This window comes from Microbacterium sp. PAMC21962, from assembly GCF_019443465.1.
Taxonomy (GTDB): domain Bacteria; phylum Actinomycetota; class Actinomycetes; order Actinomycetales; family Microbacteriaceae; genus Microbacterium; species Microbacterium hominis.
In genome coordinates this window covers 3,422,069-3,435,976 of sequence record NZ_CP080381.1, presented here as the reverse complement: position 1 = coordinate 3,435,976, position 13,908 = coordinate 3,422,069, and the positions used below count along the sequence as shown (strand labels likewise).

Below are 13,908 nucleotides of genomic sequence, written 5' to 3'. Positions count from 1 at the left end.
CCGATCGATAGCCTGTCCCCATCCCGCCCACCGCCATCCGGAGGAAGACGCCATGACCGATCCGTCCGCACACACGCCGCCGCCCCTGCCCGAGCGACCCGCAGAGGAGGCCGCCCGCGAGGTGCCCCGCCCCGAGGGGATCGCCGGCGTCGACGACACGGGGGTGCCCCGGCTCGTGGGCGATCTCGACGACATCGGCCGCGGCTTCCTCTCCGCCCTATTCGACCTGTCGTTCACGCGGTTCATCACCCGCCGTCTCGCGAGCGTCTTCTACCTCGTGGGGCTGGTCGCCATCGGCATCGCCTTCATCGCGAGCTTCCTCGGCGGGATCATCTCGGGAATCGGCTCGCTGTGGTGGAACCCGGGCGGCGGCATCGCCCTGATCCTCTCGACGCTCATCGTGGTCCCCGTGCTCGCGTTCCTCGCGGTCGTCGTGCTGCGGTTCGTCATCGAGGCCGGCGTCGCGCTGGTCGCGATCGCCGAGAACACCGAGCGCACGGCCGCGAACACCTCACGCGACTGACGGCACGGGGCCGTCAGACGACGAGCTCGATCTCGCCCGCCGCGCCCTCGCGCAGGACGACGTCGTTCGCCGTCGCCCAGCGCAGTAGCGCGTCGATCGTGGAGATGCGCGGCCGGGTCTGGGCGAGGGCGCGTACGAGGGCGCCCTTGCCGGCCTTGTTGAAGTGGTTGAGGGCCCGAGCGGTCCCGTCGTCGCCGACGGTCACGACCCGCAGGTAGGCGCAGCGGAGTCCGGACGGGACCGGCCCCAGAGCCGCGTAGGCCTCCGAGCGCAGGTCGAGGACGAACGCGGGAGCCTCGGCCGCCAGCGCGGACGACACGGCGCCGGCCCAGTGGCGACGCAGCGGCGGGATGCCGGGGAGCGCGGTGCCCGCGGCGAGACGGTAGGCGGGGATCGCGTCGAGCGCGGCGACCGGGCCGAACGGCGCGGAGTGGATGAGGACGTGCGCGCCGAGCCAGCGGCGCGCCGCGGGCTCCAGCGTCGCGGCATCCAGGGCGTCGAAGAGGACGCCCGTGTAGCGGTCGATCGCCGGCATCGTCGGCGCGCGGCGCAGTGCGGCATTGTCGGCGATGTCGCCGCGCTGGCGCGCGGAGAGTCTGAGCACGGCGGCCGCCGCGTCCTCGTCCGCGCTGAGGGCGATCAGCGCATCGATCACGGCCTCGCGGGCGTCGGTCAACGCGGGCAGGGCCAGCGACCCGACATCCAGCGGCCGGGACGCCCGTCCGCCGGGACGCTTCGTCTCCGACGGCGGCAGCAGGATCAGCATCACGCCTCCCAACAGTGAGAAACCACTCCCCTGCCGACGAACCACCGGAGCGGTGGTTTGTCGAGAGGGAAGTGGTTTCTCGAGGTTTTCAGCGAGACGCGAGTGCGGCGTGGCCGGCCACGATGGTGAGCTCGTCGCCCTCCATCGACAGGAATCCGTCCTGCGCGCTGGCGACGACCTTCGTCCCGTCGGGCTGCGTGATGCGCACCTGCCCTTCGGCGAGGATCGCGAGCACGGGCTCGTGACCGGTCATGAAGCCGATCTCGCCCTCGACGGTCTTGGCGACGACGAGATTCGCCTCGCCGTGCCAGACCTCCTCCTCCGCGGAGACGAGGGTGACGGTCAGCGCCATGTCAGCTGTTCTCCTTCTGGATCTTCGCCCACTTCTCCTCGACGTCGGAGATGCCTCCGACGTTGAAGAAGGCCTGCTCGGCCACGTGGTCGAAGTCGCCCTTGACGATGGCGTCGAACGACTCGATGGTCTCCTTGATCGGGACCGTGGAGCCCTCGACACCGGTGAACTTCTTCGCCATGTAGGTGTTCTGCGAGAGGAACTGCTGGATGCGGCGGGCGCGCGAGACGACGATCTTGTCCTCTTCGGACAGCTCGTCGACACCGAGGATCGCGATGATCTCCTGCAGCTCCTTGTTCTTCTGCAGGATCTGCTTCACGGCCGTCGCCACCCGGTAGTGGTCCTCGCCGATGTAGCGCGGGTCCAGGATGCGGCTGGTCGAGGTCAGCGGGTCGATGGCCGGGTAGAGGCCCTTCGACGCGATCTCGCGGGAGAGCTCGGTCGTCGCGTCGAGGTGCGCGAAGGTCGTGGCCGGCGCCGGGTCGGTGTAGTCGTCGGCCGGCACGTAGATCGCCTGCAGCGAGGTGATCGAGTGACCGCGCGTGGAGGTGATGCGCTCCTGCAGCACACCCATCTCGTCGGCGAGGTTCGGCTGGTAGCCCACGGCCGACGGCATGCGACCGAGAAGGGTCGACACCTCGGAGCCCGCCTGCGTGAAGCGGAAGATGTTGTCGATGAACAGCAGCACGTCCTGCTTCTGCACGTCGCGGAAGTACTCCGCCATCGTCAGCGCCGACAGCGCGACGCGAAGACGCGTCCCCGGCGGCTCGTCCATCTGGCCGAAGACGAGCGCGGTCTTGTCGAAGACGCCCGCCTCCTCCATCTCGCCGATGAGGTCGTTGCCCTCACGGGTACGCTCACCGACACCGGCGAACACCGACACACCGCCGTGGTCCTGCGCGACGCGCTGGATCATCTCCTGGATGAGGACGGTCTTGCCGACACCGGCGCCGCCGAACAGGCCGATCTTGCCACCCTGCACGTAGGGCGTCAGCAGGTCGATGGACTTGATGCCGGTCTCGAACATCTCGGTCTTCGATTCGAGCTGGTCGAAGTTCGGCGCCTGGCGGTGGATGCCCCAGCGCTCGGTGATCTCGACGGTCTCGCCGGGCTCGAGGTTCAGGATGTCGCCGGTGACGTTGAACACCTTGCCCTTGGTGACGTCGCCGACCGGGACCGTGATGGGGCCACCGGTGTCGCGCACCTCCTGGCCGCGGACCATGCCGTCGGTGGGCTTGAGCGAGATGGCGCGCACCAGGTCGTCGCCGAGGTGCTGCGCGACCTCGAGGGTGATCTCCGTCGCGTCGTCGCCGATCGTGATGGTCGTCTTCAGCGCGTTGTAGATGTCGGGGATCGCATCGTGCGGGAACTCGATGTCGACGACCGGGCCGGTGACGCGTGCGACGCGCCCGACGACCGTCGTCTCGGCCTGTTCGGCGGTGGCGGTGGCAGTCATTGTCTGTCTCTTTCGGTGTGGGCGTTATTTGCCGGATGCCAGGGCGTCGGCACCGCCGACGATCTCGGCGATCTGCTGAGTGATCTCGGCCTGACGCGCGTTGTTGCGCAGGCGGGTGTAGTCGGTGATGAGCTTGTCGGCGTTGTCGCTGGCGCTCTTCATCGCCTTCTGGGTCGCGGCGTGCTTCGCGGCCGACGACTGCAGGAGCGCGTTGAACACGCGGCTCTGCACGTACACCGGCAGCAGCGCGTCGAGGACGACCTCGGGGCTGGGCTCGAACTCGTACAGCGGGTAGACCTGGGTGCCCGCGCCGGCGGACTCGACGACCTCGTCCGCCTCGACGACCTCGAGGGGCAGCAGACGAACGGTCTGCGGCTCCTGGGTCATCATGCTGACGAAGCGGTTGAAGACGAGATGGATCTCGTCCACGCCACCCTCCTCCTCGCCGCCGCGGTCGTAGGCGTCCAGCAGGGCGCCCGCGATCTGCTCGGCGGTGTTGAAGTGGGGGGTGTCGGTGTCGCCGACCCACTCGCCGGCCGACGCCATGCGGCGGAACTGGAAGTAGCCCACCGCCTTGCGTCCGACGAGGAAGTACTCGACCTCCTTGCCCTGGGAGCGCAGCAGCTCACCGAGCTGCAGGCCCTCGCGCAGGATCTGCGAGTTGAAGGCACCGGCGAGCCCTCGGTCGGAGGCGAAGATGACGACCGCCGACCGGCGGATCGTCTCCCGCTCCGTCGTGAGGGGATGCTGGACGTTCGAGTGCGTCGCCACGGCGGAGACGGCCCGTGTCACGGCGCGCGCGAAGGGCGAGGAGGCGCGCACGCGCGCCATCGCCTTCTGAATGCGCGAAGCCGCGATGAGCTCCATCGCCTTCGTGATCTTCTTGGTCGTCTGAGCAGAAGAGATCTTCTGCTTGTAGACCCTGAGTTGTGCTCCCATGGATTCTCTGTCTCAGATCGCGCCGGGCGTCAGCCGCGGCGGCCCTTGACGATCTGCTCCTGGTTCACATCCTCCTCGTGCGCGGCGGCGACCTCTTCGTGACCGGGCTTGTTGATGGCCTGGCCCTTGCCGCCCTGGAACTCGAGGATGAAGGCGTCGGTGACCTTCTCGAGCTCGGCGACCGTCGCGTCGTCGAGCACGTTGGTGTCGCGGAGCGTGTCGAGGATCGTCGTGTTGCGCTTGAGGTAGTCGAGCAGGTCGCGCTCGAAACGGAGCACGTCCTCGACCGCGATCGTGTCGAGCTTGCCGTTGGTGCCGGCCCAGATCGACACGACCTGCTCCTCGACGGGGTACGGGTCGTACTGCGGCTGCTTGAGCAGCTCGGTCAGACGCGCACCGCGCTCGAGCTGACGGCGCGATGCCGCGTCGAGGTCGGAGGCGAACATGGCGAACGCCTCGAGCGAGCGGTACTGGGCCAGCTCGAGCTTGAGCGTTCCCGAGACCTTCTTGATCGACTTGACCTGGGCGTCGCCGCCGACGCGCGAGACCGAGATGCCCACGTCGACCGCGGGACGCTGGTTGGCGTTGAACAGGTCGGACTGCAGGAAGATCTGGCCGTCGGTGATCGAGATCACGTTGGTCGGGATGTAGGCCGAGACGTCGTTGGCCTTCGTCTCGATGATCGGAAGACCCGTCATCGAGCCGGCGCCGAGCTCGTCGCTCAGCTTCGCGCAACGCTCCAGCAGACGCGAGTGCAGGTAGAACACGTCGCCGGGGTACGCCTCACGGCCCGGCGGGCGGCGCAGGAGGAGCGAGACGGCGCGGTAGGCCTCGGCCTGCTTCGACAGGTCGTCGAAGATGATCAGGACGTGCTTGCCGCCGTACATCCAGTGCTGGCCGATGGCCGAGCCCGTGTAGGGCGCGAGGTATTTGAAGCCGGCGGGGTCGGATGCCGGGGCCGCGACGATCGTCGTGTACTCCATGGCACCGGCATCCTCGAGCGCACCCTTGACGGAGGCGATCGTGGAGCCCTTCTGACCGATGGCGACGTAGATGCAGCGGACCTGCTTGTTGACGTCGCCCGACTCCCAGTTGGCCTTCTGGTTGATGATCGTGTCGATCGCGATGGCCGTCTTGCCGGTCTGACGGTCGCCGATGATGAGCTGACGCTGACCGCGGCCGACGGGGATCATCGCGTCGATGGCCTTGATACCGGTCTGCATGGGCTCGTGCACGCTCTTGCGCTGCATGACGCCGGGCGCCTGCAGCTCGAGGGCGCGGCGCCCCTCGGTGGCGATCTCGCCGAGGCCGTCGATCGGGTTGCCGAGCGGGTCGACGACGCGGCCGAGGTAGCCGTCGCCGACGGCGACCGACAGGACCTCACCGGTACGGGTGACCTTCTGGCCGGCCTCGATGCCGGAGAACTCGCCGAGCACGACGACGCCGATCTCGTTCTCGTCGAGGTTCAGCGCGAGGCCCTCCACGCCGTTGTCGAAACGCACGAGCTCGTTCGCCATGACGCCGGGAAGACCCTCGACGTGCGCGATGCCGTCGGCGGCGTCGACGACCGTGCCCACCTCGGTGGCGGCGGCGCCGGCCGGCTCGTAGGCGGCGACGAAGTCTTTCAGCGCGTCACGGATGACGTCGGGGCTGATGGTCAGATCTGCCATGGTGTTCCTTCTGTTCTAGCCAGCGAGGCGCTGGCGCAAGTCGTTGATTCGGGAGGAGACGGTCCCGTCGATGACGTCGTCACCGATCTCCACGCGCATTCCGCCCAGCACCTCCGGGTCGACGACGACGTTCACGGTGACGTCGGCGTCGTAGCGGGCGCTCAGCGCGGCCGCGAGGCGATCCTGCTGCGCGGCGTCGAGCGCGCCGGCCACCCGCACGGTGGCGACCTTCTTGCCGCGCTGGTCGGCGACGAGCTGGAGCGCGCGGTTCAGAAGGAAGCGCACACGGCGCTCCCGGGGCTGCTGCACCAGCTGCGAGGCGATGAGGGCCGTGGCCTCTCCCGCCCGGCCGCCGAGCAGCTTCTCGATCAGCGCGCCCTTGGCCGACGCGTCGCCCCGCCTGCTGCCGAGCGCCAGCTCGAGCTCGGGGTTGGCCGCGACGAGGCGTGCGACCTGGAACAGCTCGCCCTCGACGTCCGTGCCGGGAGCCCCGATCGCGGCGGCGCGGATCGCGAGCTCCTCGATGCCGGAGATGAGGTCGTGCGTCGACGACCAGCGCTGCGAGACCGCGGAGGTCAGCAGCCGGACGGCGACGGGACCGTACCCGGCGAACACGGCGCGGGCGACCTGGGCGCGCGCCTCGGCAGGCGCGCCCCATGCGGAGAGCGCGCCGCTCAGCTGCGCCGAGTCGGCGATCTCGCGCGCGGCCGCGAACAGCTCGCGAGCGACCGTGAGGTCGCCCACGCCGGCTGCCGTCAGCTCCGCCGTGGTCGTCGCCAGTGCCTGAGTGGTCGCGCTGCCCATTACTTCGCCTTCTCGAGGTCGGCGAGGAAGCGGTCCACGACGCCCTTCGCCTTGGCGTCGTCCGAGAGCGACTCGCCGATGACGCCGCCGGCCAGGTCGAGCGCCAGGGTGCCGACCTCGCTGCGCAGCGACACGAGCGCCGTCTGGCGCTCCGCCTCGATCTGCGTGTGCGCGGCGGCGGTCAGGCGCGAGGCCTCGGCGGATGCCGTGTCCTTCGCCTCGGCGACGATCTTCTTGCCGTCCTCACGGGCGGCGTCGCGGATCTCACCGGCCTCCTTGCGAGCCTCGGCGAGCTGCGCCGTGTACTCCTCGAGCGCGGCTTCGGCCTTGCGCTGCGCCTCGTCGGCCTTCGCGATGTTGCCTTCGATGGCGGCGGCACGGTTGTCGAGCAGCACCTTCATCTTGGGAAGGGCGACCTTCCACACCACGACGAGGATGACGATGAAGCAGACACCCGACCAGATGATGTCGTACCAGGCGGGGATGAGCGGGTTGTGGCCCGCTTCCTCCGCGGCGTACGCGACAAGATTGCGCATCCTGTCTCCTTAACTGGTGCGGGCGATCAGACGAAGATGAAGCCGGCAGCGATGCCGATGAAGGCGAGCGCCTCGGTGAAGGCGATACCGATCCACATGAGGACCTGCAGGCGGCCGGCCAGCTCGGGCTGACGGGCGACGCCCTCGATCGTCTTGCCGACGACGATGCCCACGCCGATGGCGGGGCCGATGGCCGCGAGGCCGTAGCCCATCGTCGCGACGTTGCCGGAAAGCTCGGCGAGAACCGTAGTTGCGTCCACGGGGTTTTTCCTTTCGGGGTTGGGTGGGAGAGGCGGGAGCCTCGCCCGCTCAGTGCTCTTCTGCCACCGCGAGCTGGATGTAGACCGCGGTGAGGATGGTGAAGACGTAGGCCTGGAGGAAGGCCACCAGGATCTCGAACAGGGTGAAGGCCAGACCGAAGGCGAGCGAGCCCGCCGCCAGAGCCGACCACCAGCCGCCGAGGGTGATGAGGAAGAACTGCGTCGCCGAGAAGAACAGGACGAGCATGAGGTGACCGACGATCATGTTCATCAGCAGTCGCAGGGTGAGCGTCACCGGGCGGATGATGAACGTCGACAGGAACTCCAGCGGCGTGACGATGATGTAGAGGAACGGCGGGACGCCCGAGGGGAACAGCGCGTTCTTGAAGAAGTTCTTCGGGCTCTTCTTCATACCCGCGTAGATGAACGTCACGTAGCTGATCACCGCGAGCATCAGCGGGACGGCGATGATGCTCGTCCCGGCGAGGTTCATGAACGGGATGATGCCTGTGATGTTGAAGAACAGGATCATGAAGAACATCGTGGTGAGGATCGGCAGGAAGCGCTGCCCGTCCTTCTTGCCCAGGAGGTCTTCGGCGATGTTCACGCGGACGAAGTCCAGGCCCATCTCGGCGATGCTCTGGAAACGGCCCGGCACGATCCGCATGCGACGGGTTCCGGCCCACAGGAACAGCACGAGAGCGATCGTCGCGATGAACTGGATGAGGTGGATCCGCGTGACGGGGACGCCCAGGACGCTGAAGAGGACGTCCGGGAAGAACTCATCGATGGACGGGCCGTGGAAGCCGCCGTCTTCGGCGGTCTTGGCGATCAGTGTCGCAGCTTGGGTAAACAGCGCTGGCTCCAGCTTCGGGGCACCGGATGCAACCGGTGCGACGATGGTCGGTGTGAGCGTCACTGCGCACGCGTTTCGCGGAGCGCGAACGGGCGCAGAGACAGCCTATCAGCCCCGGGAGGGGTTATCGTCCGCGGGCCGCGGACCGTCCTCGGCATCCCCCCTTTCCGGGGGCGCCGGGCGTCGCGCCTCGTCGATGACGTCGGCGAGCGTGGGCAGCGAGGCGTCGCTGACGACGGGCACGCGCATGCGCACCATCACGATCGCGTCGATCGCGAGCGAGACCACCACGCTGATGACGAGCGCGATGAAGAACACGCCGGCATTCAGCCACGGCTGGCCCCGCAGCAGGAACAGCACGACGAGGAAGACGACGAACTTCAGCAGCCATCCGCCCATCACGGCGCCGAAGAAGATCGGCACGTACAGCGGATCGCCGAACCACCGGTTGGAGACGAGGATCGTGACCGCCGTGAACCCGAGGAAGACCGCCGCGAGGACGATCGCGACCAGCGCGCTCCACAGACCGGAGGTCCCGGCCACGGCGAAGCCGATCAGCGCGCCGACGACGGCCAGGATGCCGGTGGCGAGGGCCGACCACAGGAGGGTCGTGCGCAGGACGGTGGTGCTGGACAGGGAGCTCATGAGGTCCTCGGGGTCGGATCGGACGGGGGCGCCGCGGCGCCGTCGGCAGCGGTGGGGGCGGAACGCCGGGACGGCATGAAGGTGACGACGAGGCAGGCCGCGATGCCGACGAGGACGAACACCCCGCCGATCGCGTAGTCCCCCGGCCAGTTCTGGGTCGTCCCGATGTACATGAGCAGCACGCCCACCGACACCACGGCCGTCCAGGCGTAGAAGATGAGGACGGCGTCGCGGTCGCTGTGCCCCATGTCGAGCATGCGGTGGTGCAGGTGCTTGCGATCGGGAGAGAAGGGTGACTTCCCGCGCGCCATGCGGCGCACGATCGCCATCCCGAAGTCCAGCAGCGGCAGCAGCACGACGACGACGGGCAGCAGGATGGGGATGAACGCACCCAGCAGCTGCGAGCGGCCGAACACGTCGTTGTCGCCGAGCAGCGCCGGCGGCAGGTTGCCCGTGAACACGATCGCCGACGACGCCATGAGAAGACCGAGCAGGAGCGCCCCCGAGTCTCCCATGAACAGTTTCGACGGGTTCCAGTTCAGCGGCAGGAAGCCGACGCACACACCGATGAGGGCGACGGCGATGAACGAGGCGAGGCTCGAGTAGCTCGATGCGCCCGTGTCGCGCGCGACGAGGTAGGTGTACACGAAGAACACCGCGTTGGCGATGAGAGCGACCCCGGCCACGAGGCCGTCCAGTCCGTCGATGAAGTTGACCGCGTTCATGACGATGACGATCGCGATCACCGACATCGCGAAGCTCGCGAAGCTCGACACCACGAACTGCTGGCCGAACGGGATGAAGAAGATCTGGATGCCGCCGAAGCCCACCACGATGCCGGCGGCGAGGAACTGCGCACCCAGCTTGATCATCCAGTCCAGGTCCCACAGGTCGTCGAGCACGCCGACGACGACGATCAGGGCGGAGGCGCCGAGCAGCGACCAGATGACCGCCGGATCGGCCCAGAAGATCTGGAAGTAGCCGATCTGCGAGGAGATGCCGAAGGCCACCAGCACGCCGAGGAACATGGCCACACCGCCGACGCGCGGCTTGGGCGTGGTGTGGACGTCACGCTCACGGATCTCGGGGTACAGCTTGAGCCGCATCCCGATCCGCCAGACGACCCAGGTGAAGCCGAGGGTCGCCACGGCCGTCACGGCGACGGTGAGCAGATAGAACCTCATGGCGCGGGCGCGTCGTCGCCGAGCGGCTCGGGGTCGGGCTCGAGCAGCTCGCCCAGCACCTCGCGGAGCCGATCGCGCGGGACGGCGCCCTCGCGGAGCACCCGGACGGGACGCCCTCCCGGGACGGCGAGTCCCGTCGCGTCGACGATCGTCGACGCGACGCCGTGCGAGGACGGTCCCCCGTCGAGGTAGACGGAGACGCTGTCGCGCAGCATCGTGTAGGCGCTGTGCACGTCGACGGCCGCGGCCTTGCCGGTGAGGTTGGCGCTGGAGACCGCCAGCGGGCCGCAGTCCTCGAGCAGCTCGAGCGCGATGCGGTCGGCGGGCATGCGCACCGCCACGGTGCCGCCCGTGTCGCCGAGGTCCCACGACAGGGAGGGCTGCGACGGCAGCACGATCGTCAACCCGCCCGGCCAGAACTCCTCGACCAGTCGCTCCACGGGAGCCGGAACGTCCGAGACCAGGGCCCGCATCGTCGACAGGCCCGCGACCAGGACCGGAGGGGGCGACTGGCGCCCACGCCCCTTCGCCGCCAGGAGCGCGGCGACGGCGCTGGCGCTGAACGCGTCGGCTGCGATGCCGTACACGGTGTCCGTCGGCATGACGATGAGCTCACCGCGCCCGATCGCCTGCCGTGCCTTGCGCAGACCCGGAAGCAGCTGCTCCGTGTCGCGGGCGTCGAAGAACTCAGACATATCGTGTCCAGTCTACGTTTCACCCGCGCGACGTTTCGACTCGCTGCGCTCGCTCAACGACCGGAAGGCACGCGACGTTTCGACTCGCTGCGCTCGCTCAACGACCGGAAGGCACGCGACGTTTCGACTCGCTGCGCTCGCTCGACGACCGGAAGGTCAGGGGCGGAGGGCCGTCGTCGCCCGGTCGCGGAGGGTGAGGTCGGGATGCGTGGCGCACGCGCGCCAGCCGTCGGCCTCCAGCAGCGCGCGGATGGGGCCGCCCTGCCATTCCCCGTGCTCGATCACGAGGGTCCCGCCGGGGCGCAGCAGCCGCCGGCCGACCCGGGAGAGCACGCGGACGACGTCCAGGCCGTCCTCTCCCCCGTACAGCGCCGACGGCGGGTCCCAGTGGCGCACCTCCGGGTCGCGCGGCACGGCGGCGTCGGGGACGTAGGGCGGGTTGGAGACGAGCACGGCCACCGAGCCGTCGAGCTCCGGGAACGCGTCGGCGAGGTCGATGAACGCCAGGCGCGCCTGCGGCGCGTTCCGGGCGAAGTTCTCCTTCGCCCACACGAACGCGTCGAGCGCGTTCTCCGCCGCGTGCACCTGCGCGTGCGGCACCTCCGTGGCCATCGCCAACGCGATGGCGCCCGAGCCGGTGCCCAGGTCGACGGCGACGGGCTCGGCATCCGGCACGGCGCGCAGCGCGTCGATGGCGAGCTGGGCCACCATCTCGGTCTCGGGCCGCGGCACGAAGACTCCCGGACCCACCCGCAGCTCGAGATGGCGGAAAGGAGCCGTGCCCGTGAGGTGCTGGAGCGGCTCACGGGCGGCGCGGCGGGCGATCAGCGCCTCGAAGGCCGTCGTGTCGTCGGGGACCTCGTCGCCACGCAGGGCCGCGGCGAGCAGTTCTCCGCGCGTGCGGCCCCAGACGTGCGCCGCCAGCAGCTCCGCATCGACGTCGGGCGTCGGCACCCCCGCGGCGGCGAGCGTCTGCGTCGCCCGTCGGAGCAGGTCGGACAGGCCGGTGGCAGCGCGTCGTGCGGGCGCGCCGGAATCGTGCGGGGGGATCATGAGCCCTCCCACCCTAGTCGCGCCCGCCGGCGGATGCCGCGCGGGAGGCCCGTGCACCCGTGAAGAATCGTCACAATCGACTCCGGAGCAGATCGGGCGCTTAGGCTGGTGCGAGACGCCGACGGCGACGCGATCACGCACGACCGGGCGGCACCCGACCGCACGAAAGGCAGGCCATGTCCGGCATCCACCCCGACATCACGAGCGCATTCGGCAACACTCCCCTGGTGCGTCTGAACCGCATCGCCGAGGGCCTGCCCGGCACGGTGCTCGCCAAGCTCGAGTTCTACAACCCGGCGTCCTCCGTCAAGGACCGCCTCGGCATCGCGATCGTCGACGCCGCCGAAGCGGCGGGCGCGCTGCAGCCGGGCGGCACGATCGTCGAGGGCACGAGCGGCAACACCGGCATCGCGCTGGCGATGGTCGGCGCCGCACGCGGCTACAAGGTCATCCTCACGATGCCCGCGTCGATGTCGGTCGAGCGTCGTCTGCTGCTGAAGGCCTACGGTGCCGAGCTCGTGCTCACCGAGCCCGCGCTCGGCATGAAGGGCGCCGTCGCGAAGGCGGAGGAGATCGCCGCCGCGACGCCCGGCGCCATCCTCGCCAAGCAGTTCGCCAACGAGGCCAACCCCGCCATCCACCGCAAGACGACGGCCGAGGAGATCCTCCGCGACACCGACGGCGAGATCGGCTACTTCGTGGCCGGCATCGGCACCGGCGGCACGATCACCGGCGTCGGCCAGGTGCTGAAGGAGCGGGTGCCGGAGGCGAAGGTCATCGCCGTCGAGCCGGCCGACTCCCCGCTGCTGACCAAGGGCACGCCCGGGCCGCACAAGATCCAGGGCATCGGACCGAACTTCATCCCGGAGATCCTCGATCAGGGCGTCATCGACGAGGTCGTCGACGTCCAGTTCGACGACGCGATCCGCGTCGCCCGCGAGGTCGCGACCACGGAGGGCATCCTCGTCGGCATCTCCTCCGGCGCCGCGATCTGGGCCGCACTGCAGATCGCCGCCCGCCCCGAGGCCGAGGGCAAGAACATCGTCGTGATCATCCCGTCCTTCGGCGAGCGGTATCTCTCGACGGCGCTCTACGAGCACCTGCGCGAGGACTGATCCCCGACGTGACCCGCACCACCGGCCCCTCCGCCGCGCCGCGACTCGGGGCGTTCGCCCGCGTCCGCGAGGACATCGCGGCCGCGAAGCTGCGCGACCCCGCAGCCCGCGGCGCGGCGGAGATCGCCGTGCTCTACTCCGGGCTGCACGCGATCTGGTCCTACCGCCTGGCGAACGCCCTGTGGCGGCGCGGCTGGCGCTTCCCGGCCCGGGCCCTGTCGCAGCTGACGCGCTGGCTGACCGGGGTGGAGATCCATCCCGGTGCGAGCATCGGGCGCCGCTTCTTCATCGACCACGGCATGGGCGTCGTGATCGGCGAGACCGCCGAGATCGGTGACGACGTCATGCTCTACCACGGCGTCACCCTCGGCGGACGCACCCGCGACGCGGGCAAGCGCCACCCCACCCTGGGCGACGGCGTGGCGGTGGGCGCCGGCGCGAAGATCCTCGGCCCCGTGCGCATCGGCGCCGGATCCGTCATCGGGGCCAACGCGGTCGTCACGCGCGACGCACCGGAGGACTCGGTGCTGGTCGGCGTTCCCGCGAAGGCGCGCACGCGCCGCGCGGGCGAAGACACCCGCGCGCTGCTGACGACGCCGGAGTACTACATCTGACGCATCGTCAGGACGCGCGGCGGCTCTCGACCTTCTTCTTGAGGAGCACCGCGGGCAGCAGGAACGCCGCGATCGCGGTGACGACCCACACGATCATCGGGGCGACCACCCAGGTCCACCAGGGCGATCCGATCGTGAGCCCCGCCCCCGGGATGATCGCCGTCACCAACAGCGCGACGAAGGTCGACACGATGCCGATGCCGCCGAGGAAGGCCGGCGCGTTGCGCTGGGCGACGCGCGCGAGCCACGGGGCGAGGACGCTCTGCAGCACCGCGAAGATCACGATCGCCAGGATGAACCCGAACGGACTGCGCCAGTCGATCGTGAAGCCGGGCAGCACGATGTCGGCGACGATGAGGCCGACCGCCGCCGACGCGAGGAAGACGAGGGCGCGCAGGAGGAACGTGATCATGACGCGAGCGTAGCGGCATCCGTCGGCG

General features: G+C 69.5%; 17 protein-coding genes. 3 read left to right on the top strand and 14 right to left on the bottom strand.

Going from position 1 to position 13,908, the window contains the following annotated elements; genetic code table 11:
• Window positions 1–52: 52 nt before the first annotated feature.
• Entirely contained in the window at window positions 53–523 is a 471-nt protein-coding gene (locus KY498_RS16105; RefSeq protein ID WP_191008825.1) for a DUF4282 domain-containing protein, read from the top strand.
• Between the two features lie 13 nt (window positions 524–536).
• Here the strand turns inward: KY498_RS16105 and KY498_RS16100 are convergent, their stop codons facing one another.
• The 13 genes from KY498_RS16100 to prmC form a co-directional block, all read right to left on the bottom strand.
• On the bottom strand, window positions 537–1,289 hold the full coding sequence (locus tag KY498_RS16100) for a YaaA family protein (RefSeq protein ID WP_101306625.1): 753 nt from the start codon (window positions 1,287–1,289) through the stop codon (window positions 537–539).
• Between the two features lie 88 nt (window positions 1,290–1,377).
• Complete coding sequence (locus KY498_RS16095) at window positions 1,378–1,641, bottom strand: F0F1 ATP synthase subunit epsilon (protein WP_060958887.1); 264 nt, start codon at window positions 1,639–1,641, stop codon at window positions 1,378–1,380.
• 1 nt (window position 1,642) lies between these two features.
• Entirely contained in the window at window positions 1,643–3,097 is a 1,455-nt protein-coding gene (gene atpD / locus KY498_RS16090; protein WP_060958888.1) for a F0F1 ATP synthase subunit beta, read from the bottom strand.
• Between the two features lie 24 nt (window positions 3,098–3,121).
• Window positions 3,122–4,036, bottom strand: coding sequence for a F0F1 ATP synthase subunit gamma (locus KY498_RS16085; protein ID WP_191008826.1), 915 nt, complete (start codon window positions 4,034–4,036; stop codon window positions 3,122–3,124).
• A gap of 29 nt (window positions 4,037–4,065) precedes the next feature.
• A complete protein-coding gene (gene atpA, locus KY498_RS16080; protein WP_061782495.1) occupies window positions 4,066–5,706 on the bottom strand; it encodes a F0F1 ATP synthase subunit alpha in 1,641 nt (546 codons plus the stop codon).
• Window positions 5,707–5,721: 15 nt separating this feature from the next.
• Window positions 5,722–6,510, bottom strand: a complete 789-nt coding sequence (locus tag KY498_RS16075; protein WP_061782496.1) for a F0F1 ATP synthase subunit delta — start codon at window positions 6,508–6,510, stop codon at window positions 5,722–5,724.
• The gene (locus KY498_RS16070) at window positions 6,510–7,046 is read right to left on the bottom strand and encodes a F0F1 ATP synthase subunit B (protein WP_060958892.1); all 537 of its coding nucleotides are present in this window, start codon (window positions 7,044–7,046) and stop codon (window positions 6,510–6,512) included. Before KY498_RS16070 ends, KY498_RS16075 begins: the two co-directional genes overlap by 1 nt.
• A 26-nt stretch (window positions 7,047–7,072) precedes the next feature.
• Window positions 7,073–7,306, bottom strand: a complete 234-nt coding sequence (atpE, locus tag KY498_RS16065) for an ATP synthase F0 subunit C (protein WP_060958893.1) — start codon at window positions 7,304–7,306, stop codon at window positions 7,073–7,075.
• A gap of 49 nt (window positions 7,307–7,355) precedes the next feature.
• The gene (atpB, locus tag KY498_RS16060; protein WP_101306628.1) at window positions 7,356–8,225 is read right to left on the bottom strand and encodes a F0F1 ATP synthase subunit A; all 870 of its coding nucleotides are present in this window, start codon (window positions 8,223–8,225) and stop codon (window positions 7,356–7,358) included.
• Between the two features lie 45 nt (window positions 8,226–8,270).
• Window positions 8,271–8,807: a hypothetical protein gene (locus KY498_RS16055; protein WP_101306629.1), complete on the bottom strand. Its 537-nt coding sequence runs from the start codon at window positions 8,805–8,807 to the stop codon at window positions 8,271–8,273.
• Entirely contained in the window at window positions 8,804–9,991 is a 1,188-nt protein-coding gene (locus KY498_RS16050; protein ID WP_060958895.1) for an MraY family glycosyltransferase, read from the bottom strand. Before KY498_RS16050 ends, KY498_RS16055 begins: the two co-directional genes overlap by 4 nt.
• On the bottom strand, window positions 9,988–10,686 hold the full coding sequence (locus tag KY498_RS16045; protein ID WP_061782497.1) for an L-threonylcarbamoyladenylate synthase: 699 nt from the start codon (window positions 10,684–10,686) through the stop codon (window positions 9,988–9,990). Before KY498_RS16045 ends, KY498_RS16050 begins: the two co-directional genes overlap by 4 nt.
• A 156-nt stretch (window positions 10,687–10,842) precedes the next feature.
• Entirely contained in the window at window positions 10,843–11,739 is an 897-nt protein-coding gene (gene prmC, locus KY498_RS16040; protein WP_191008827.1) for a peptide chain release factor N(5)-glutamine methyltransferase, read from the bottom strand.
• Between the two features lie 176 nt (window positions 11,740–11,915).
• Between prmC and cysK the strand changes: the two genes are divergently transcribed.
• Complete coding sequence (gene cysK, locus KY498_RS16035; RefSeq protein ID WP_191008828.1) at window positions 11,916–12,854, top strand: cysteine synthase A; 939 nt, start codon at window positions 11,916–11,918, stop codon at window positions 12,852–12,854.
• 8 nt (window positions 12,855–12,862) lie between these two features.
• Window positions 12,863–13,468, top strand: coding sequence for a serine O-acetyltransferase EpsC (gene epsC / locus KY498_RS16030; protein ID WP_191008829.1), 606 nt, complete (start codon window positions 12,863–12,865; stop codon window positions 13,466–13,468).
• Window positions 13,469–13,475: 7 nt separating this feature from the next.
• Here epsC and KY498_RS16025 read toward each other — a convergent pair whose 3' ends face one another.
• On the bottom strand, window positions 13,476–13,880 hold the full coding sequence (locus KY498_RS16025) for a phage holin family protein (protein ID WP_060958900.1): 405 nt from the start codon (window positions 13,878–13,880) through the stop codon (window positions 13,476–13,478).
• Between the last annotated feature and the right edge of the window lie 28 nt (window positions 13,881–13,908).